At 70.1% G+C, this 20,563-nt stretch carries 15 protein-coding genes; 4 read left to right on the forward strand and 11 right to left on the reverse strand.

Annotated features, from left to right (window positions below):
• Positions 1-25: 25 nt before the first annotated feature.
• The gene (ppsA, locus tag VNE60_08015) at positions 26-2,398 is read right to left on the reverse strand and encodes a phosphoenolpyruvate synthase (protein HVB31448.1); all 2,373 of its coding nucleotides are present in this window, start codon (positions 2,396-2,398) and stop codon (positions 26-28) included.
• 82 nt (positions 2,399-2,480) lie between these two features.
• Between ppsA and VNE60_08020 the strand changes: the two genes are divergently transcribed.
• Positions 2,481-3,305, forward strand: coding sequence for a pyruvate, water dikinase regulatory protein (locus VNE60_08020; GenBank protein HVB31449.1), 825 nt, complete (start codon positions 2,481-2,483; stop codon positions 3,303-3,305).
• A 90-nt stretch (positions 3,306-3,395) separates the two neighbouring features.
• Here the strand turns inward: VNE60_08020 and VNE60_08025 are convergent, their stop codons facing one another.
• The 6 genes from VNE60_08025 to VNE60_08050 form a co-directional block, all read right to left on the reverse strand.
• Positions 3,396-5,543, reverse strand: coding sequence for an ATP-binding cassette domain-containing protein (locus VNE60_08025; GenBank protein ID HVB31450.1), 2,148 nt, complete (start codon positions 5,541-5,543; stop codon positions 3,396-3,398).
• On the reverse strand, positions 5,536-6,354 hold the full coding sequence (locus VNE60_08030) for a class I SAM-dependent methyltransferase (protein HVB31451.1): 819 nt from the start codon (positions 6,352-6,354) through the stop codon (positions 5,536-5,538). Before VNE60_08030 ends, VNE60_08025 begins: the two co-directional genes overlap by 8 nt.
• A 127-nt stretch (positions 6,355-6,481) precedes the next feature.
• The gene (locus VNE60_08035; protein ID HVB31452.1) at positions 6,482-7,942 is read right to left on the reverse strand and encodes an amidohydrolase family protein; all 1,461 of its coding nucleotides are present in this window, start codon (positions 7,940-7,942) and stop codon (positions 6,482-6,484) included.
• A gap of 9 nt (positions 7,943-7,951) precedes the next feature.
• Positions 7,952-8,503, reverse strand: coding sequence for a hypothetical protein (locus VNE60_08040; protein ID HVB31453.1), 552 nt, complete (start codon positions 8,501-8,503; stop codon positions 7,952-7,954).
• A gap of 16 nt (positions 8,504-8,519) precedes the next feature.
• The gene (locus tag VNE60_08045) at positions 8,520-9,644 is read right to left on the reverse strand and encodes an alpha/beta fold hydrolase (GenBank protein HVB31454.1); all 1,125 of its coding nucleotides are present in this window, start codon (positions 9,642-9,644) and stop codon (positions 8,520-8,522) included.
• 20 nt (positions 9,645-9,664) lie between these two features.
• Positions 9,665-10,165: an isoprenylcysteine carboxylmethyltransferase family protein gene (locus VNE60_08050; GenBank protein HVB31455.1), complete on the reverse strand. Its 501-nt coding sequence runs from the start codon at positions 10,163-10,165 to the stop codon at positions 9,665-9,667.
• A 132-nt stretch (positions 10,166-10,297) separates the two neighbouring features.
• Between VNE60_08050 and VNE60_08055 the strand changes: the two genes are divergently transcribed.
• Positions 10,298-12,586: a transferrin receptor-like dimerization domain-containing protein gene (locus tag VNE60_08055; protein HVB31456.1), complete on the forward strand. Its 2,289-nt coding sequence runs from the start codon at positions 10,298-10,300 to the stop codon at positions 12,584-12,586.
• A gap of 32 nt (positions 12,587-12,618) precedes the next feature.
• Here VNE60_08055 and VNE60_08060 read toward each other — a convergent pair whose 3' ends face one another.
• The 3 genes from VNE60_08060 to VNE60_08070 are packed head-to-tail and all read right to left on the reverse strand — an operon-like array spanning position 12,619 to position 14,653.
• Positions 12,619-13,584 carry an MBL fold metallo-hydrolase gene (locus tag VNE60_08060; GenBank protein ID HVB31457.1) on the reverse strand — a complete coding sequence of 322 codons (966 nt, stop codon included), beginning with the start codon at positions 13,582-13,584 and terminating at the stop codon, positions 12,619-12,621.
• Between the two features lie 40 nt (positions 13,585-13,624).
• Positions 13,625-14,116 carry a DinB family protein gene (locus VNE60_08065; protein ID HVB31458.1) on the reverse strand — a complete coding sequence of 164 codons (492 nt, stop codon included), beginning with the start codon at positions 14,114-14,116 and terminating at the stop codon, positions 13,625-13,627.
• 21 nt (positions 14,117-14,137) lie between these two features.
• Positions 14,138-14,653 (reverse strand): DinB family protein, encoded by a 516-nt coding sequence (locus VNE60_08070; GenBank protein ID HVB31459.1) that lies wholly within the window; start codon positions 14,651-14,653, stop codon positions 14,138-14,140.
• Positions 14,654-14,783: 130 nt separating this feature from the next.
• On the opposite strand from VNE60_08070, the gene VNE60_08075 reads away from it, so the two are divergent.
• Positions 14,784-17,606 carry a beta-galactosidase gene (locus VNE60_08075; protein HVB31460.1) on the forward strand — a complete coding sequence of 941 codons (2,823 nt, stop codon included), beginning with the start codon at positions 14,784-14,786 and terminating at the stop codon, positions 17,604-17,606.
• Between the two features lie 7 nt (positions 17,607-17,613).
• On the opposite strand, the gene VNE60_08080 is transcribed toward VNE60_08075, so the two are convergent.
• Positions 17,614-18,315 (reverse strand): VIT family protein, encoded by a 702-nt coding sequence (locus VNE60_08080; GenBank protein HVB31461.1) that lies wholly within the window; start codon positions 18,313-18,315, stop codon positions 17,614-17,616.
• A 139-nt stretch (positions 18,316-18,454) separates the two neighbouring features.
• On the opposite strand from VNE60_08080, the gene VNE60_08085 reads away from it, so the two are divergent.
• Positions 18,455-20,542: a M1 family metallopeptidase gene (locus tag VNE60_08085; GenBank protein HVB31462.1), complete on the forward strand. Its 2,088-nt coding sequence runs from the start codon at positions 18,455-18,457 to the stop codon at positions 20,540-20,542.
• Positions 20,543-20,563: the final 21 nt, after the last annotated feature.

Consider the following 20,563-nt stretch of genomic DNA (forward strand, 5'->3'; position numbering starts at 1 on the left):
GGCCCCGCCCTACCGTCCTACCGTCCTACGTTCCCCCCAGCCGCATCCACGTCTCCACCACCGTATCCGGATTCAGCGAGATGGTCTGAATCCCCTCGTCCATCAGCCACTTGGCGAAATCGGCGTGGTCCGAGGGCCCCTGGCCGCAGATGCCGATGTATTTGCCGAGGCGATTGCACGTGGAGATCGCCATCGACAACAGCATCTTCACCGCCGGATCGCGCTCGTCGAACCCCTGCGCCACGAGCCCCGAATCGCGATCGAGCCCCAGCGTGAGTTGGGTGAGATCGTTGGACCCGATGGAGAATCCGTCGAAGTACGCCAGGAACTGCTCGGCGAGGAGCGCATTGGACGGGATCTCGCACATCATGATCAGGCGCAGCCCGTTCTCGCCGCGCGTGAGCCCGTGCTCGGCCAGCAGCTCCACCACCCGCTTGGCCTCGCTCACCGTGCGCACGAACGGGATCATGATCTCCACGTTCGTGAGCCCCAGCTCGTCGCGCACGCGCTTCATGGCGCGGCACTCCAGCGCGAAGCAGTCCCGGAAACTCTCGGCCACGTAGCGCGACGCGCCGCGAAAGCCGAGCATGGGATTCTCCTCCTCGGGCTCGTACAGCTCGCCGCCCAACAGCTTGCGGTACTCGTTGGACTTGAAGTCCGACAGCCGCACGATCACCGGCTTGGGATAGAACGCGGCGCCGATGGTGGCCACGCCCTCGACCAGCTTGTCCACGAAGAACGCCTCGGGGCTGGCGTAGCCCCGGGAGCGCCGGAGGATCTCCTCGCGCAGGCTGGCGCGCGCGCGGTCCACGTCGAGGATGGCCTTGGGGTGGATGCCGATCACGTTGTTGATCACGAACTCCAGCCGCGCCAGCCCCACGCCGCCATTGGGAATCTGCGCGAATTCGAACGCCAGTTCGGGATTGCCCACGTTCATCATGATCTTGGCCGGCAGGTGCGGCAGTTCCGCCACGTCGCTCCGCGTGACCTCGAAGTCGAGCGCGCCGCGATAGACGTATCCGGTGTCGCCCTCGGCGCAGCTCACGGTGACGTGCTCGTCCTCGGCGAGCGTGGCGGTGGCGTCGCCGCAGCCGACGATGGCCGGGATGCCCAACTCGCGCGCCACGATGGCGGCGTGGCAGGTGCGCCCGCCGCGATTGGTGACGATCGCCGCGGCGCGCTTCATCACCGGCTCCCAGTTGGGATCGGTCATGTCGGTCACGAGGACGTCGCCGTCCTTCACGCGGTCCATCTGGCTGGCGTTCTTCACCAGGCGCACGGCCCCGACGCCGATCTTCTGGCCGATGGCCCGCCCGCTGGCCAGCACCTTGCCGTGCTGCTTGAGCCGGAACTTCTCCGTGGACCGGCCGGCGTGCGACTTCACGGTCTCGGGACGCGCCTGCAGGATGTACAGCTTGCCGTCCAGCCCGTCCTTGCCCCATTCGATGTCCATGGGGCGGCCGTAGTGCTTCTCGATGATCACGGCAAACCGCGCCAGTTCGAGCACGTCGGCGTCGCTGAGCGAGAAGCGATGGCGGTCGGCCTCCGGCACGTCCACGGTGACCGTGCTCTTGCCGGCCTCCTTGCTGCCCGTGAACACCATCTTGATGAGCTTGGAGCCGAGGCCGCGGCGCACCACCGACGGCTTGCCGAGCGCGAGCGTCGGCTTGTGGACGTAGAATTCGTCGGGGTTCACGGCGCCCTGCACCACCGTCTCGCCCAGTCCGTAGCTCGACGTGATGAACACGACGTCGGGAAAGCCCGACTCGGTGTCGAGCGTGAACATCACGCCCGACGCGCCCTCGTCCGACCGCACCATGCGCTGCACGCCCGCCGACAGCGCCACGTCGGCGTGCGCGAATCCCTTGTGCACGCGGTAGGCGATGGCGCGATCGTTGTACAGCGACGCGAACACCTCGTGGAGCGCGGCGAGGATGTTCTCGTACCCGTGGATGTTGAGGAAGCTCTCCTGCTGGCCGGCGAACGAGGCGTCGGGAAGGTCTTCGGCGGTAGCCGAGGACCGCACGGCGAACGTGACGTCGCCGCCGGCGCCGGCGGCGAGCTCGTCGTAGCGGGCCTTGAGCTGCGCTTCGAGCGCCGGCGGGATGGGCGTGTCCATGACCCAACGACGGATCTGGGCGCCGGTCCTGGCGAGCGTGACCACGTCGTCCACGTCGAGCGCGTTCAGCGCCTTCTCGATGCGGCCGGCCAGCCCCTGATGCGCCAGAAAATCGCGGAAGGCGGCGGCGGTCGTGGCGAAGCCGCCGGGCACGCGCACTCCCATTGCCGCCAACTGGCTGATCATCTCGCCGAGCGATGCGTTCTTGCCGCCCACCTTGTCCACATCGGTCATGCGGAGCTGGTCGAACGGGATCACGTATGGAGTCGGTGCGGTCATCTGGCCCGGCCTTTCATGACGGAGATTTGTATTGCCCAAGCGCTCCAACTATTCTAACGCATTCCTCACGGGCCCCGAACGCATGACCGCCACCAGGACTGTCTTCTTCATCTCGGACGGCACCGGCATCACCGCCGAGTCGCTGGGCCACAGCCTGCTTTCCCAGTTCGAGGGGATCGCGTTCCGGCAGGTGCGCATCCCGTTCGTGGATTCCGTAGAAAAAGCTCGGGATTGCGTGGTCCGGATCCGGGAGGCGCGGGACGCCGGCGGCGCGCGGCCGGTGGTGATCTCGACGCTGGTGAACCCCGACGTGGCGAGCGCCCTCCGCGAGGCGGATGCGCTGGTGCTCGACTTCTTCGAAACGTTCATCGCGCCGCTCGAGTCGGAATTCAGCGTTCGGTCGTCGCATGCCATCGGCAAGTCCCGCAAGGTGGCTACCAGTAGCGACTACACGGCCCGCATCGAGGCGGTGAACTTTGCCCTGGCGCACGACGACGGGGTATCGAGCGCCGATCTGGAGCAGGCGGACATCATCCTGGTGGGGGTATCGCGGAGCGGGAAGACGCCCACGAGCCTGTATCTGGCGCTCCAGTTCAGCGTAAGGGCAGCCAACTATCCGCTGATCCCCGAGGATTTCGAGCGCAACAAGCTGCCCGACGATCTGGAGCGGCACCGCGGCAAGCTGTTCGGACTCTCCATCAGCCCCGACCGGCTGGCCAAGATCCGCGAGGCGCGGCGTCCCGACAGCACGTACGCCGCACTGGACAACTGCCGTTACGAGGTGGAGGCGGCGCAGCACCTCATGCGACGCCACGGCATCCGGTGGTTCGATTCGACGACCAAGTCGATCGAGGAGATCGCGGCGGTGATCATGCAGACGGCGAAGTTGGAGCGCATCGCGTACTGAACTACTGGTAGGGTGGTAGGACGGTAGGGGGGTAGGACGGTAGACTGCGTGACGCAGTCATCCGTCCTACGCCCCTACACCCCTACCGTCCTACTGTCGTTGTCTCGCTACCGCTTCCACGTGCGCCCGCGCCTCCGGCTGGCTGTCGAGCAGGGCCAGGAAGTCCGGCCGTGAGAGCGTGAGGAAGAGGCAGTCGGTGCGGGCGGTGACCGTCGCATTGCGCGGGGCGTCGCGGAGCAGGGCCATCTCGCCGAATTCATCGCCCTCGCCCAGGCGCCCGAGTTCCACCGTCTCGCCGCCCGGCTCCACGCGACTCACCTGCGCCTGGCCGCGCACGATGAGGTAGAACCTGTCGCCGGCATCGCCCTGACGCACCACCACCTGCCCCGCTGGCGCACGCTGGGCCACGAACCGCGTGGCCAGGGTGCCGAGCTGATCGGCGAGCGGGCGCAGCATCGGACTCTCCCTGAGCCGCTGCGCCCCCACCGCGGCGCTGGCGCCGTCGCCGCTCACGGTGATGCCCTGCTGCCGCCGCCACATCTCGGCGTACGTCCCCTCGCGCGCGAGCAGCTGCTCGTGCGTCCCGCGCTCCGCCACGCGCCCGTCCCGCAGCACGAGAATCGTGTCGGCGTGGGTGACGGAGCCGAGCCGGTGCGTCACGGCCACCGTGGTGCGCCCCCGGCCGGCCCGCAGCAGGGTGGCGTTCACCGCCGACTCGGTCACCGGATCGAGCGCCGCGGTGGCCTCGTCGAGCACGAGAATGGCCGGATCGCGCACCAGCGCGCGGGCGATTGCCAGGCGCTGGCGCTGCCCGCCCGACAGCGACGCGCCGCTGATCACCGTGTCGTATCCATCCGGCAGCGCGGCGATGGCGTCGTGCATCTCGGCGGCGCGGGCCGCGGCCTCCACCTCCGCGTCGGTCGCGTCGGGCCGGCCGAGGCGGATGTTCTCGCGCACCGTCGCCTTGAACAGCACGCTGTCCTGGAGCACGAATCCCATCTGGGCGCGCAGGCTGCGGGCGGTGAACTCCCGCGCGTCCACGCCGTCCAGCGTGACTCGCCCGCCCAACGGCTCGTAGAACCGCGCGAGCAGGTTGAGCACCGAACTCTTGCCGGAGCCGCTGGCGCCCACGATCGCCACGAACTCTCCCCGCGGGATGCGCAGCGACGCGCCGTGGAGCACCGGCGGCCGGCCCGCGTAGGCGAACGTCACGTCCTCGAACGCGATGGCGTCGCGCAGCGGCGCGGCCTCGCGCCCGCCGGCCTGATCGGCCGCGTCTTCGGGCTCGGCGAGCAACTCGTCGATGCGCCGCATGGACGACGCCGCCGCCACGAGGCTCGGCGCCGAACGCGCCAGCACGACGATGGACCAGCCGAGGCTCCAGAAGACCGTGATGAACGCGATGAACGACCCGAGGCTGATCTGGCGGCCATAGGCGAGGAACCCGGCCACGGCGATCGCGCCCACCTGCACGACGTAGATGCTGATGACGGTGGTGCGCTCGACGAGCGTGGCGAGCGTGCCGGCGCGCACGATCGTGCCGGAGAGCGCCTCCAGCGCGCGGCCGAACCGCGCGCCGGCCGCGGCGTGCAGGTCGTACACCTTCACCACGCGGTGGGCCGCGAGCGTCTCCTCGGCCACCGCCAGCAGCGCCGTGTCGCGCGCCTTCTGCTCGTAGGCGGCGGCGCCGGCGCGCGGCGCGATGAGGCGCGGGCCGATCAGCGCCAGCGGCCAGACGAGGATCGCCGCCAGCGCCAGCTGCCAGGGCAGGAGATAGACCAGCAGCGCCATGCCCACGAGCACGCTCAGCCCGGGGAGGAGCAGCGTGTTCACGGCGCCGATGAGCCACGCTTCGAGCCAGGCGACGTCGGACGACAGGCGGCCCAGCACGTCGCTGGGCGCGTGCGACGTGTAATACGAGATGGGCAGCCGCTGCGCGTGGTCGAAGATCGCGCGGCGCACCGTGCTCACGGCCCGCGCCACCCAGCGCACGTACAGGCGATCCCGCCAGAGCGCGAGCGACGCGGCGCCGGCCACGGTGACGGCCAGCGCCGCGAGAATCGTCACCAGCGCCTGCCGGTTGGCGGGAACGATGGCCCGGTCGATCAGGAACCGGTAGCTGAGCGTGAGCGCGCCGTCGAGCGCCGCCTCGAGGAGCGCCAGCGGAACGATGAACGCCAGCGCCCGGCGCCCGCCGCCCAGCAGGCGCGCCACGCGGCGCGGCGGCCGTTCAGCCACCGGTGCGGAAGCAGTGCACGACGAGCCGCGCGTTGGCCGTGGGCCGCAGGCGGTCGAGCGGCGTGCCCGCGAAGTCGCCGTGCACGTCGATGCGCGTGAACCCCGCGCCGGCGAGGAGCGCGAGTTCGTCGTCGAGCGGGATGTTGCGGAAGACCACGCGCACCACGACGCGTCGCGCCACGCGATCGTCGGGCTCCAGCCAGTCGATGAAGTCGTAGCGCACGCTCACCGGCGCATCCGACGCATCGAAGAGGTTGGTCTGCAGGCGAACGCGCTGGCCGGTGGACGGATCGCGGCTCACGGTACGGACGTCGAGCGTCGTGCCCGCCGCCGGGCCGGCCAGCCAGCCCGGCAGGTCGTCGAAGATGAACACCCCGCCCGGCGCGAGGTGTTCGTGGACCGCGCGAAAGGTGCGCGACCGGTCGGCGTCGGTGAGCAGGTGGGCCACGGTGCCGAACGGCGCCACGACCATGCGATGTCGATCGGCCAGCTGCATGGTGCGCATGTCGCCGTGCACGAGGCGGCAGCGGTCGCCGTACGGGGCCAGCCGGACCCGGGCGCGCTCCAGCATGTCGGCGCTGGCATCCACGCCCACCACGCGATAGCCGGCGGCGAGGAACTGTTCGGTGAGGCGCCCGGTGCCCACGCCGAGTTCGAGAATCGTGTCGCCCGGCGACAGCCGGTCGGCGGCGGCCCGGAGGTAGAACGCCGCATCGGCGAGCGAATCCTCGAACAGCGTGTCGTAGACCGGGGCGTAGCTGGCGTAGACGGCGCCGAGTTGGTCGTCGGGGCTGGGCCAGTCGAGGTTCATGGGGTTGGATCCAGGTGAGAACAACTTGTAGGACGGTAGGGGGGTAGGGGGTAGGACGGTTGACTGCGTGACGCAGTTATCCGTCCGCCCCCCTACCGTCCTACCCCCCTGCCGTCCTACCGAGTCTCTAGTAGAGTCCTGCCCTGCCCTTCACCGATGCGATGAGCTTGGCCGGGTCGTACCCCACGCCCTGCTTGAACACGAGCTGCACCTTGGCGATGTCGTCGATGTTCGCCGCCGGGTTGCCGTCGATGACGACGAGGTCGGCCTGCTTGCCGGCGGCGATGGACCCGATGCGGTTGGCGCGGCCCAGATACGTCGCGCCGTTCAGCGTGCAGATCCTGATCGCCTCGAGCGGGGTGAAGCCGCTGCCCACGAGCAGCTCCACCTGGCGCTGGTCGGAGTAGCCCGGAACCACGCCGCCGCCGCCCGTGGGATCGGTGCCGGCGATGAGCAGTCCGCCGGCCCGGGCGAACGCCAGTTCCATGGCCCGATCCTTGGCGAACAGACCCGGGTAGATGGAATTCGTGTTCTTCTGCGTGGCGGCGTACCGCTGCGCGAACTGCGCCTGGAGAATCGGATCGAGCACGTCGAGCCCGGGCGGCATCGGCTGGCCGGGCGTGAACGTCTCGAACACGGTGAGCGTGGACGTCATCGCCACGTGGTGCTTCACGAGGTCCGCCACGAGCGCCTTGAATGGGGCGCCGTTCGGATCGACGGCGGCGAGCGCCGCCATGCCCTTGGCCTGGCCCGGGCAGAGATCCGGCTGCTTGTCGTGCACGAAGTCGGTGGAGACGAAGAACCCGTGCTCCAGATCGTCGATGCCCAGCGCCGCGGCCTCGCGATACGTCACCGAGCAGAGGTGGCCCGTGATCTTGAGCCCGCGCTTGTGCACCTCGGCCACGGCCGCCTTCAGCTCGGCGCGCGTGATGTTCATGTACGCCTTGAACGACGTGGCGCCGGCGTCGGCCCAGAAGTCCACGTACCGGCGCGCGTCGGCGGCGTTCTTGAGGGCGTACATCTGCGTGAAGCCAGAGCCCGGGCCCTGCAGATAGGGCGCCGTGGCGTCGATCCACGGCCCGGGCTGCTCGCCCGCCTTGATCGAGGCGGCCCAGTTGAGATCGCCATAGCCGCCCACGTTGCCCGTGGTGCGCATGGACGTGACGCCGCCGGCCAGGTAGAGCCGCGAGAAGCTCACGTACTCGTTGCCGTACACGCCCGGGCCGGTGGGATAGAACAGGTGTTCGTGCATCATCACGAGGCCCGGGATCACGGTCTTTCCGGTGAGATCGAGCACCTGGGCGCCGTCGGGCACGGCCACGGAGCCGGCGTCGCCGACGGCGGCGATGTTGCCCTCGCGGATGATCACGGTCTGATTCTCGCGCACCGGCGCGCCCGTGCCGTCGATGACCCGCACGTGCGTGAGCGCGACGACGCTGGTGTCGACGCTCACGAACTGCATCACGTTGGGCGAGAGCGTGGGGCGCTGGGCGGCGGCCGGCACCGCGCCGGCCGCGAGGACGAGAGGCACCGCGGCGGCGAGCGAGCGCGCGGCGCGGGCGAGGCGGAGCGTTCTGGTAGTCAGCATGCGGAGAGCTTACCGCGCGCCGGCCGCTTCGTCCACCGGCGCCGGCGGGCGCATGGCCGAGCGGTAGCCCCACACGAGCGCCGCGACGTACAGCGCCACGCCCAGCACGTGGACGTCGGTTGCGAGCGCGGTGTCGTGGCGGAGCAGGCCGGCGCGGCCGAGCAGGTAGGCCCAGTCGTGCTCGCCCCCTCCCACCAGGGGCAACGCCTGCGCGCGGGCGTCGCCCACGTACACGGCGATGTTCCACAGGTTCTGCGCGATCCACCAGAGCACCACCGAAGCGCCGAACGGATCGCGCGCTGGAGCGAAGCGCAGGAAGTACACCAGGAACGCCGACGGGACGATCAGCTGGAACAGCGTGCCGCCGGCAAACTGGATCACCTCGCCGAACGGGCCGAACACGAGGTGGCCCGTCTCGTGGATGGCGAGGTCCACGCCGTCGAGCAGATGCCCGCCGCCCGGATCGCGCAGGCAGACCAACCCGTACAGCGCGAGGGCGCCGAGGAGCGCGAGCTTGGCGTTCCGCGTTGCGGTGGACGGCGCGTCGGCGCGGGGGGCCATCAGGCCGGCCGCCGCGCTACCGCTCGGGCCCGGCGGTGACCGTCTCGCCGGCCAGGAACCGCCCGATCTTGTCGTTGAGGAACTTCAGGTCGGCCGGACTCGCGCCGGCGCCCGCGGGGTGGCCCCAGAGCGACGGGATGGGCACCAACGACACCGTGCGCATGAACTGCGCTTCGTAGCGCGCGTCGCCGACGGGAAAATAGAGGTCGGTGGCCGACGGCATGTACAGGAACGGCACCTTGATCGAGCGCAGCGCGGCCTCGACGCTGCCGCCGAAACCCGGCGTGTTGCCCACGTCGTGCCGTTCCCACGTGCGCGCCTGCAGGATCACGTCGTTGGCGTCGGCGCCCGGCAGGAAGTGCGTGCGGAAGTTCTCCAGCACCTGCGCGAACGTGGTGCCCGGAGGCGAGTTGGTGCGCCACAGTTCGCGGCGCCACCACTCCTGCGAGTAGAGCCAGCCCGCCCACACCAGGCCGAACGCCTCGAGCCCCTTCTCGGGCTCGGTGGTATAGTCGCCGCCGTGGAACGTCTGGTCGGCGGTAATCGCGGCGATCTGCCCTTCGAGGCGCACGATGCCGTGCCCGTACGTCTTGGCGGTGCCCGAGGTGGCCACCACGCGGTCGGCGAAGTCGGGGTAGCTCACCGCCCACTGGAACGCCTGCTGCGCCCCCATCGAGAACCCGATCACGGCGCGCACGTGCGTGATCTTCAACTCTTCGGTGAGCAGCCGGTGCACGGCCTCGACATTGTCGCGGATGGTCGTGACCGGAAAGCGCGGCCCGTGGTACGGCTCGGGCGTATTACTTGGCGACGACGAGTGGCCGTTGCCGAACAGTTCGGTGACCACGAGGAAGAGCCGCGTGGTGTCGAGCGCCCGTCCCTGCCCGATGAGCCACTCGTAGCCGCGGTGGTCCCCCATGTAATACGAAGGCAGCAGCACGGCGTTGTCGCGCGCGGCGTCCAGATGGCCGTAGGTGCCGTACACGATGCGCGCCGCGGGCAGCACGACGCCGCTCTCCGTCTTGAAATTCCGGATCACGAAGTCGCGGACGTCGGCGGGGTCGGGGCGCTGCTGGGCGAGGGCCGGCGCCGCGGCCAGAGCGAGGAGGGCGGGCACCAGGAAACGACGATGGGCGAGCATGGGGGAGGGAGAGAGAAGGTTCAGATCCAGCGGCGCACGCGCCCCGTGTAGGCGCGGTACGCGTCGCCGAACGTGCGCGCCAGGTAACGCTCCTCGCGCCGGATCGCGTACTGCTGGATCACGAGCACGAGCGGCAACAGCAGGACGAACGGCCAGAGCGCGTCGAACCAGAGCGCCACGCCGGCATAGAGCATGAGCATTCCCAGATACAGCGGATTGCGCGTGATCCGGAAGGGCCCCTTGACGATCAGCGCCGTGGTGGGCTTCACGGGCACGACGCTCGTATGGTGGCGGCGAAAGCAGGTCAGCGTCCACGCCGTGAGCCCCACCCACGCCACGACGAGCACGAGCGCGGCAACACGCGCTTCGTCGCGCGGCAGCAGCGTCATCGGGCGCAGCCGCTGGAGGCCCCACCCGGCGGCGAACGCGAGCAGGAAGATGAGCGGGGGTGGAAACCGCACGCCCGCGCTGTCGGGCCGCGCCGCCGTGGGCGCGCTGTGCCGCGTGGTGGGGGGCTCCATCAGCGCTCCGGGGAACGGGGTGCGGTGCCGCGCCATCGAGCGAGGGGGGCGCGTCTGGCGCTCGCCCGCGCCACGCCCCAATTTGGCCCAGGCCCTTCCCGGCCGCCACCCTCCGCTTCAACCCACCCTGCCATGATGTTCCGACTCACGCCCTCGCTCCTCGTCGCACTCGGCGGGCTCGCGCTGGTTCCGACGCGCACCGCTCCCGACCCGCAGCCGCTGCGTGGATTCACCGGCGCCTCGTCGCGCGTGGAACGCGATTGGGAAGCAAAGTTCGACGCGATTCCCGATCCGGCCCGCATGCGCGCCGCCATGAAGCTCCTCTCGGCGCGCCCCCATCACGTGGGGTCGGCGTACGACTCGACCAACGCGGAGTGGATCCTGGCCCAGTACAAGTCGTGGGGGTGGGACGCCCACATCGAGACGTTCTACGTCCTGTTCCCCACGCCCAAGCAGCGGCTGGTGGAGCTCGTGGCGCCCACGCACTACACGGCCAAGCTCGAGGAGCCGACCGTCGCCGTGGATCCCACGTCGGGGCAGAAGTCCGAGCAGCTTCCCACGTACAACGCCTACTCCGCCGACGGCGACGTGACCGGTCCGCTGGTGTTCGTCAACTACGGCGTGCCTGCGGACTACGACGAACTGGCGCGGCACGGCATCTCGGTGAAGGGCGCGATCGTGATCGCCAAGTACGGCGGGTCGTGGCGCGGCATCAAGCCCAAGGTGGCCGCCGAGCACGGCGCCATCGGATGCCTCATCTATTCCGATCCGGGGGACGACGGCTACGCCGGCGGCGCGGTGTTCCCCAACGGCCCGATGCGGCCCTCGCAGGGCGTGCAGCGCGGCAGCGTCGAGGACATGCCCACGTACACCGGTGATCCGCTCACGCCCGGCTGGGGCGCCACCAAGGACGCCAAGCGGCTGCCAATCAGCGAGTCCACGGTCCTGTCCAAGATCCCCGTGCAGCCCATCTCGTACGGCGACGCGCAGCCGCTGCTCGAAGCCATGGGCGGGCCGGTGGCGCCGAAGTCGTGGCGCGGCGGACTGCCAATCACCTACCGGCTGGGCGCGGGCCCGGCGCGCGTGCACTTGGTGGTGAAGTCCAACTGGGACATCAAGCCCATCCACGACGTCATCGCCAAGCTGCCGGGCACCACCGAGGCCGACCAGTGGATCATCCGCGGCAACCACCACGACGCGTGGGTGAACGGCGCCGCCGATCCGCTCTCGGGACAGGTGGCCGAACTGGAGGAGGCGCGCGCCCTCGGCACGCTGTACCGGCAGGGCTGGCGCCCCAAGCGGACGATCATCTACGCCGCGTGGGACGGTGAAGAGCCCGGCCTGCTCGGCTCCACCGAATGGGTCGAGGAGCACGCCGCGGAACTGCAGCAGCACGCCGTGGCATACATCAACACCGACGGGAACGGGCGCGGGTTCTTCCATGCCGCCGGATCGCATTCGCTCGAGGACTTCGTGAACGGCGTGGAGAAGGACGTCACCGATCCCGAAGCCAACGTCAGCCTCTGGCAGCGCAACAAGGCCGAGCAGGCCGTGCGCGCGGCCGAGGACGGCGGGCGAGGGGGCGCCGGCGAGAGCGCCACGGCCCGCCCCGACGCCGACCTGCCCATCGGCGCGCTCGGCTCCGGCTCCGACTACACGCCGTTCCTGCAGCACCTCGGCATCGCGTCGCTCGACGTCGGCTTCGGCGGCGAGGACCAGAGCGGCATCTACCACTCGATCTACGACGATTTCTACTGGTACACGCACTTCAGCGACACGTCGTTCGTCTATGGCCGCGCGCTGTCGCAGGCGGTGGGCACGGGGGTGATGCGGCTGGCCGACGCCGACGTGCTGCCCTTTGTCTACACCAACCTCGCGGCCACCGTCCACCGGTACACCACGGAGTTGCAGCAACTCCGCGACCAGCGCGCGCGCGAGATCGCCGCCAAGGATCGCGCCATCGCGGCCGGCGACTACGCCCTGGCCAGCGACCCGCGCAACCCCACGCTGGCGCCGGCGCCCGAAGTGGCGCCGCCGCAATTCAACTTCGCGCCGCTGCTCAACGCCGTGGACACGCTGACGGCGGCGGCGGCACGGTTCGAGAGAGCCTACGCGCAGTGGGACCACACCTCCGACACGGCCGAAGCCGCGTTGCGCGGCGTGAACGAGCGCCTGCTCCAGTCGGAGCGCGAGCTGACGTCCGACGCGGGCCTGCCGCGCCGTCCATGGTACAAGCACCTGCTCTACGCCCCCGGCTACTACACGGGCTACGGCGTGAAGACCATGCCGGGCGTGCGCGAGGCCATCGAGCAGGACGAGTGGAGCAGCGTGGATGCGCAGATCGCGCGCATCGCCGGCGCGCTCCAGGCGGAAGCGGCGCTCGTGAACGGCGCCGCCGCCAACCTGGGCCCCGCCAGGTGAGGGACCGAACGCCGAGCCCGTGAACGATCAGTTCAGCCGGTGAGCTCGCGATTCCAGGCGATGAATGCGCGCTCGATGAAGCTCTTGCTGAACATCGTCCACTCGCCGGTGGACGGCGGAAGGGTGTACGCGGCCGCGGCGTCGTGGGCGCTCATGCCCTGCGCGTGGGCGCGCCGGGCGGCGCGTTCCACGTCGTCGATCATCGCGACGTACCGGTCGAGATCGGCCGGCGTCCCGATGGCCCCGTGCCCCGGAACGTACGTGCGCGCCCGGGCGCGCTGCAGCACCCGCACCGACGCCGACAGCTTGCTGGGAATGGCGTCCACGTAGTTGGGGAACATCGCGTTCCAGAACAGATCGCCGCAGAACACGATGTTCGGATCGTCCAGCTCGAGCGCCAGGTCGCTGTCGGTGTGGCCGAGCTGCGGCACGATGCGGACGGCGCGGCCGCCAAGGTCGAACGTGCCGCCCTCGGTGGGCGACAGCAGCACGGCGTCACGGAGCGCGGCGGTGCGCGCGTCGTCGGCCGGCTTGTTGCGCGCGATGGCCTCGTCGCGCGTGATCTGCGTGGCGCTGATCTCCGGGTGGCGGCCGTCGGTGAAATAGCCGGCCACGCCGTTGGAGTGGTCCGAGTGGTAGTGCGTGACGATCACGTGGGTGGGCCACCGGCCGGTGAGCGCGTGCGCCTGGCCGGCCAACCACTGTGCACCCTTGGGCGTGTTGAACCCCTCGATCACCAGCACGGCGTTCCGGCCCACGATGATGCCGCCGTTGGAGACCGTGGTGTAGTCGCCGCTCAGCGGCGTCGAGACCAGCGCCCAGATCCCCTCGGCCACCTGTTCCAGGCGCGCGAACGGCGCGGTGGCGACCACGGGGCCGGCCGGCATGCGGGCCCACAGCTCGCGCAGCGCGCGCGGGGCCACGGCGGCGGCGAGGGCCAGGTGCGCGGCGCAAGAGCCGGAGGTGGCCAGAAATTCGCGACGGGTGATGGGCGGCATGACGTCCCGGGGAAAGGGGTTCGAAGCGAAGCCGGGCGGATCAAGGCGTGCCGTAACTCATGGCGGGCAGCCCCGCCTGCTTGCGGAGCAGCGAGAGCTGGCCCAGATGGTACGAGTCGTGCTGGACGAGAAACGTGAGCGCGCCGAATACCGTCTGCTCCGGGGCCGGAAAGCGGACCGTCACCGCGGCGTCCAGTTCCTCGGCGGTCATCGCCGCCAGCCGGTCGCGCAGGGCGTGTGACGCCGTGGTCCACGCGGCCTCGAGGTCGGCGTGCGCCGGCCACTGTTTCACGTCGTCGATGCTGCGCGCCGCGGCGAGATCGGCGGGCAGCGGATTGGCCGTCTCGGCGCCGAGCAGCTTGAGCAGGAAGTAGCGCGACTGCACCAGATGCAGGGCCACGAACGCGGCGCTGTTGGCGTGATCGGCGGGGCGTGCCTGCGCCTGCTCGGCCGTCATGCCGTGGAGGCAGTTGCGGTAGAGCGTGGTGTTGAGGCGCAGGATCGATGATGGGGCGATGACGCGCGGGTCCATGGGAGCCTGGGTGGGAGTGGATCAGTCGTCGGGGTGCGTCATGACGTACGTGAGCATCTCGATGTTGCCGGGAGTGTAGCCCGCGCGGCGGATGGCCGCCACGACCTGGGCCCGCGTATGCGTGCCGTGGTTGGCGGTGTGGAGCAGCATCTGCCACATCCGGGACTTGCCCGACGGCCCGTTGGGAATGCCCCACTCGAGGAACTGGTGGATCCGGTCGTCGGTGAGCCCGGCGATGAAGGCGTCGGTCTGGGCCAGGATCGGGAGCCACCGTTGGCGGGCCTGCGCCACCGTGGCCACGTCGTCGGGCTGGAGTCGCAGCTTGATCGCATCGCTCACGGTGATCTTTCCCTCGTACCACGACACCCACGCGTGCTGCGACGCCATGAAGTGCGCGAAGGTGTCGCGGATGGACCCGTGCCCACTGCATCCGGGCGCCGCATACTGCTCGGGCGTAAGCTGCTCCATGGATTTGAGCAGGCCGTCCGTGGCCCAGGCGTTGTACTTGTAAGCGTAGGCGATCACGTCCAGGGTCATGCGGGCCTCGCTGGGCAGGGGACGGTGGGCGGGGAGCCGCCCGGATTCTACTGCGCGCCGGCGCCGGGTGAAAGCCGGCGCCCGCGGCGGCCGCCTATCTGGCCGCCGCGGTTGGGGGATAGATTGGCGCATGCGCCGACTTCTCCTGATCCTCGTGTTCGCCTGTGGCGGGCTGGCCCACGCCCAGACCGGACCGTTGGTGGCCGACTCAGGCCGCTTCCTGCTCCGCGGCAAGCCGTTCCAGATCATCGCCGGTTCCATGCACTACGCGCGCGTGCCGCGCGCGTACTGGCGCGACCGGCTGGAGAAGGCCCGCGCGATGGGCCTCAACACGATCACGACATACGTGTTCTGGAATCTCCACGAGCCCTCGCCCGGCCACTACGACTTCTCCGGCCAGAACGACATCGCCGAGTACCTCCGCATCGCCCAGCAGGTGGGGCTGCACGTGATCCTGCGCCCCGGCCCGTACGTGTGCGCCGAATGGGACCTGGGCGGATATCCCGCCTGGCTGTTCGCCGACTCGGGCATCGTGCTGCGCAGCACCGACCCCAAATTCACCCGGCCCGCCCAGCGCTGGCTCGACCGGCTGGGCAAGGAAGTCACGCCACTGCTCGCCAGCCACGGCGGTCCGATCATCGCCGTGCAGGTGGAGAACGAGTACGGCTCGTTCGGCAAGGACACGGCCTACCTGGAGTGGCAGCTCGCCGCGCTCCGCCACGCCGGATTCAACGACGTGCTGCTCTACACCGCCGACGGCGACTACCAGCTGCCGCACGGGACGCTCCCCCAGCTGCCCGCCGTGGTGAACTTCGGCCCCGGCGAGGCGGACAGCGCGTTCGCGCGGCTGCAGAGCTTTCGCCCCGACGGCCCGCTGATGACGGGCGAGTACTGGGCCGGCTGGTTCGACCAGTGGGGACGCCCGCACCACACCACCGATGCCGCGCAGCAGACACGCGAGTTGGCGTGGATGCTCGGCCGCGGCTACTCGGTGAACCTCTACATGTTCCACGGCGGCACGACGTTCGGGTTCATGAACGGCGCCAACATCGACGGCGGCCACTATCACCCGCAGACCACCAGCTACGACTACGACGCCGCGCTCGACGAGTCGGGGCGCCCCACGCCCAAGTACTACGCCTTCCGCGACGTGATCGCCAAGCACACCGGCATCACGCCGCCGCCGGTGCCGGACACCCCGCCGCCGATCGCCGTGCCCCCGTTCCCGCTCGCGCAGGCGGCGTCGCTCTGGAGCCAGCTCCCCACGCCGGTGCACGTGGCGCGGCCCCGCAGCATGGAGACGTTCGGCCAATCGTACGGCTACATCCTGTACCGCACCACCGTCGGCCCCGCCACCGCCGGTGAGTTGGTGGTGCGCGACGTGCGCGACTACGCGCAGGTGTACGTGAACGGCGCCCTGGCCGGCACCATGGACCGTCGGCTCGACCAGGACAGCATGGCCCTGGCGCTTCCCGCCCACGCCCGGCTCGACCTCCTGGTGGAGAACACCGGACGCGTGAACTTCGCCCGGCCGCTGCTCACCGAGCAGCAGGGCATCACGCATTCGGTATCGCTCGCCGGCCAAGAGCTGACCGGGTGGGACGTGTACACCCTCCCCATGTCGTCCACGCCGAATCCCGCGTTCCACGACGGCGCGCCGGCCGGCCCCGCGTTCTACCGCGGCGAGTTCCAGGTCGCCAAACCCGGCGACACCTTTCTCGACATGCGCGGCTGGGGCAAGGGCACGGTCTGGGTGAACGGACACCAGCTGGGCCGCTTCTGGTACATCGGTCCGCAGCAGACGCTGTACGTGCCCGGCCCCTGGCTGCACCGCGGCAGCAACGAGGTCGTGGTGTTCGACCTGATGCACCCCGAACGCCGCACGCTGGCCGGACTGGCGCATCCGATCCTCGACGACCTGCAGCCCACCACCCCCGCAGCCCCCGCCGGCGCCGCCGGCGCCCAGCGTCCCGAGGCCCTCTGGTACTCCGTGGGCCACGACGCGAGCACCGAGAGCTTCGTGGCCCACGCCGATCAGATCGACATCGTCGCGCCGCAGGTATTCGCGATCGAGCACGACGGCCGCATCCGCGGGCACATCGATCCGCGCGTCGTGCAGACGGCGCGCGACAAGCACGTCAAGCTCGTGCCGCTGGTCGTGAATCCCGGATTCGACCAGGCCCTGGTTCACCGGGTGCTCACCGTCCCCATCGTGCGGCGGCGCGCCCTGCACAGCCTGGCCGACCTGTGCCGCGACGAGCATCTGGACGGCATCCAGTTCGATTTCGAGAACGTGAACGTCGCCGACCGCGACGCGTTCACGGCGTTCGTGCGCCAGGCCGTGGACTCGGTGCATCACGCCGGGTGCACGCTGTCGGCCGCCGTCGTGCCGCGCGCCAGCGACGCGCCCGGATCCACCGCGTACGAGCAGTGGCTGTTCGAGAACTGGCGCGGCGTGTACGACTACAAGGCGTTGGCCGACACGCTCGACTTCATCTCGTACATGACCTACGCCGAGCACACGGGCGGGACCACGCCGGGCCCGGTGGCGGGATTCGCGTGGATGGAGGCGTGTCTCCAGCACCTGCTCGCGCTGGGCGTGCCCCCGGCCAAGATCTCCCTGGGCATCCCCTCGTATTCCGACTGGTGGTATCCGTTCTACAGCGAGAAGACGGGCGCCCGCTCCGAGGGCCGCGACATCCCGTACGCGCGCGCCGAGAGCCTGCTCACCGCGCACGGCGCGCACGCCACCTGGGACGAGGCGCAGCAGTCGCCGTTCGCCGTATGGAGCGACCACGGGTTGTTCAATTACCTGTGGATCGAGGACGCCCGCGCCTTCGCCGCCAAACTCGCGCTGGTGCGCCAATACCACCTGCGCGGCTATTCGGTGTGGGTGCTGGGCACGGAGGATCCGCTCGTCTGGCCGGCGATCGCCGCCGCGGGACGACCGTAGCCGCGCGCTACACCGACGTTCCCACGAGCCGGCCGACGCCGGCCGTGAGTCCCATGGCCAGCGCGCCCCAGAAGGTCACGCGCGCCGCGCCCGCAAACACCGGGGCGCCGCCCGTCTGAGCCGCCAGGGCGCCGAGCCCGGCCAGGAACACCAGCGACGCGCCGATCACCCACGGAATCAGCACCCCCGCGGGGACGACGGCGCTGGTGATGAGCGGCAGCGCCGCTCCGACGGCGAATGTGGCCGCCGATGCCATCGCCGCCTGGATCGGGCGCGCCGTGACCACTTCGGAGATCCCCAACTCGTCGCGCGCATGCGCGCCCAGCGCATCCTTTACCATGAGCTGTTCGGCCACCTGATGCGCGAGCGCCGAATCCAAGCCGCGCTTCACGTAGATGGCCGCCAGCTCTTCGCGTTCGGCCTTGGGATCGGCGGCCAGCTCCGCGCGCTCGCGCGCCAGGTCCGCCTGTTCGGTCTCGGCCTGCGATTTCACGGACACGTATTCCCCCGCCGCCATCGACATGGCGCCCGCCATGAGCCCCGCCACGCCGGCTAGCAGGATCTGGGCGCGCCCGGAGTCGGCCGCGGCCACGCCCACCAGCAGACTGGCCGTGGAGACGATGCCGTCGTTGGCGCCGAGCACGGCGGCGCGCAGCCAGCCGATGCGTTCGGTGCGATGGCGTTCGACGTGTCGCGCAGGGGGTTTCACGGCGTGTTCCTCGGGGTCGGCGTCCCTTTCAATATGGTGTACCGCACGGTATTTCTGGGATGCCCCCAGCGGCGACCCTCGGCCCCGTGTCATGGCCTGCGGCCGCCGGGCGGCGATGGACCCCCAGACCGGAGTTCCGATGCGTTGTCGTCTTCTGTTCGCACTCACGGCGTTCGGCGCGCTCGCCGCGCTGCCCGTCCCGTCCGCGGCGCAGGGCGCCGCGAAGTACCCGGCGCGTGCCATCCAGCACGACGTGCCGATGACCGACATGATCCAGCGCGCCTTCGCCGCAGGCACCCGCGACTCGACGGGCCGCCCCGGCCCCAACTACTGGCAGCTGTGGACCGACTACGCGATCACCGCGCGATTCGATCCGTCCACCGGCCTGCTCACCGGCCACGAGCACGTGGTGGTGCAGAACAACGGCCCCAACGAGATGCGCGAGATCGTGCTGCGCCTGGACCAGAATCTGTTCGCGGCCAACGTGCCGCGCGCCGAGGTGGTCACCGACATCACCGACGGCATGCAGGTGACCGGGCTCAGCGTGGACGGCCGGAGCGTAGCGTTGAATCCCGGCGCGGCGCCCCGCCGGTTCGGCCGCGGCGGCCGCGGCGCGGCGCCGCCCCCGGTGACGCTCAGCGCGTTCGACATGTCGCAGACCTCGGCCACGATCACGCTGCCCGACCCCGTGCCGGCGCACGGCAGCGTGACGCTCGACGCCGACTGGCACTTCACCGTGCCCAAGGTGGCGGCGCCCACCCGCGGCATCCGCATGGGCGCGTGGGGCGATTCCCTGTACCAGGTGGGCCAGTGGTATCCGCGGGTGGCCGTGTTCGACGATCTCCGCCAGGGCGGCTGGGACACCGAGCCGTACCTCGGGCCATCAGAATTTTATAATAATTTCGGTCACTTCGACGTGCGGCTCGACCTCCCGGCGGGATGGGTGGTGGGCGCCACGGGCATCCTGCAGAATCCCCAGGACGTGCTGACCGCGGCCGAGCGCGAACGGCTGGCGGCGGCGCTCGGATCCGACTCGACCACGCGCATCGTCGGGCCCGGCGACTTCGGACCCGGCAAGGCGACCGCGGCCGGCGACCGGCTGACCTGGCACTTCGTGGCCGACACCGCGGGCGACGTGGCCTGGGCCACGTCGGATCAGTTCGTGTGGGACGCCACGCGCGCCGTCATTCCGGGCAAGGCGGCGCCGGTGCCGATCAACGTCATGTACCTGCCCGGCCACGCCACACAGTACGCCGACGCCGGCCCCACCGTGCGCCACGCGCTGCAGTTCTACTCCAGGCTGTGGCTGCCGTATGCGTTCCCCACGATCACGATGGTGGACGGGCCGGAGCTGGGCATGGAATATCCGATGTTCATCATGTCGAGCGTCGGAGCGTCGGACCACGAAACCGGGCATGAATGGTGGCCGATGACGCTGGGCACCAACGAGACCTGGTATCCGTTCATGGACGAGGGATTCAACCAGTACATGAACATCCTCTCGGCGGCCGATCGCGCCGGCAAGGTGCCCGACCTCGACGGACGCGGCCAGAGCTACGGCCGCACGAGCGGCAACGAGCGTGAAGGGCCGATGATGTGGGACGCCAACTACGGCGGCCCGATGTACCAGTTCCAGGCCTACAGCAAGGCGCCGATGATGCTGTCGATGCTGGGCGGCGTCGTGGGCGACAGCGCGGTCTGGCGCGCGATGAGCGAGTACGCGCACGCCTGGCGGTTCAAGCACCCGTCGCCGTGGGATTACATGTTCTTCATGAACAACGCCCTGCACCGGAACCTGAATTGGTTCTGGTACTACTGGCTATTCACCACCGACGGCGTGGACGGCTCCATCCAGAACGTCACGCACGCCGGCGCGCGCACGATCGTCACCGTGCACCAGGCGGGCGAGATGCCATCGCCGGTGGTGCTCGCCGTGCACTTCGCGTCCAAGGGAGCGGCCATTCGCCACATGGCCAACGCGACGATGGTGGACGACTCCACCGCGCTCGTCACCTATCCGGTGGACGTGTGGTTCAGCGGCAGCCGGACGTTCAGGGCGACGCTCGACTTCGGGGCGCGGAAGATCGACCGCATCGTGCTCGATCCCCACTGCCGGTTCCCCGATAAGAACGTGGAAGACAACACGTGGCCGCGGCAGCCGCAGGCCGCGGAGGCAGCGGGCGCGGAAGCGCCCGGCCGCTTCGGGCCACCGGTGTGCAAGGGGTGACCGCGGCATAGACAACGGACA

The organism is Gemmatimonadaceae bacterium (assembly GCA_035533755.1).
Classification (GTDB): Bacteria; Gemmatimonadota; Gemmatimonadetes; order Gemmatimonadales; family Gemmatimonadaceae; genus JAGWRI01.

What these genes read in the sequence shown, in the direction of transcription:
- VNE60_08020 (HVB31449.1), top strand. Translation starts at nt 2,481, where the DNA reads ATGACCGCCACCAGGACTGTCTTCTTCATCTCGGACGGCACCGGCATC.
- VNE60_08065 (HVB31458.1), bottom strand. Translation starts at nt 14,116, where the DNA reads ATGGACCCGCGCGTCATCGCCCCATCATCGATCCTGCGCCTCAACACC.
- VNE60_08030 (HVB31451.1), bottom strand. Translation starts at nt 6,354, where the DNA reads ATGAACCTCGACTGGCCCAGCCCCGACGACCAACTCGGCGCCGTCTAC.
- VNE60_08050 (HVB31455.1), bottom strand. Translation starts at nt 10,165, where the DNA reads ATGGAGCCCCCCACCACGCGGCACAGCGCGCCCACGGCGGCGCGGCCC.
- VNE60_08045 (HVB31454.1), bottom strand. Translation starts at nt 9,644, where the DNA reads ATGCTCGCCCATCGTCGTTTCCTGGTGCCCGCCCTCCTCGCTCTGGCC.
- VNE60_08055 (HVB31456.1), top strand. Translation starts at nt 10,298, where the DNA reads ATGATGTTCCGACTCACGCCCTCGCTCCTCGTCGCACTCGGCGGGCTC.
- VNE60_08040 (HVB31453.1), bottom strand. Translation starts at nt 8,503, where the DNA reads ATGGCCCCCCGCGCCGACGCGCCGTCCACCGCAACGCGGAACGCCAAG.
- VNE60_08070 (HVB31459.1), bottom strand. Translation starts at nt 14,653, where the DNA reads ATGACCCTGGACGTGATCGCCTACGCTTACAAGTACAACGCCTGGGCC.
- ppsA (HVB31448.1), bottom strand. Translation starts at nt 2,398, where the DNA reads ATGACCGCACCGACTCCATACGTGATCCCGTTCGACCAGCTCCGCATG.
- VNE60_08060 (HVB31457.1), bottom strand. Translation starts at nt 13,584, where the DNA reads ATGCCGCCCATCACCCGTCGCGAATTTCTGGCCACCTCCGGCTCTTGC.
- VNE60_08035 (HVB31452.1), bottom strand. Translation starts at nt 7,942, where the DNA reads ATGCTGACTACCAGAACGCTCCGCCTCGCCCGCGCCGCGCGCTCGCTC.
- VNE60_08075 (HVB31460.1), top strand. Translation starts at nt 14,784, where the DNA reads ATGCGCCGACTTCTCCTGATCCTCGTGTTCGCCTGTGGCGGGCTGGCC.
- VNE60_08085 (HVB31462.1), top strand. Translation starts at nt 18,455, where the DNA reads ATGCGTTGTCGTCTTCTGTTCGCACTCACGGCGTTCGGCGCGCTCGCC.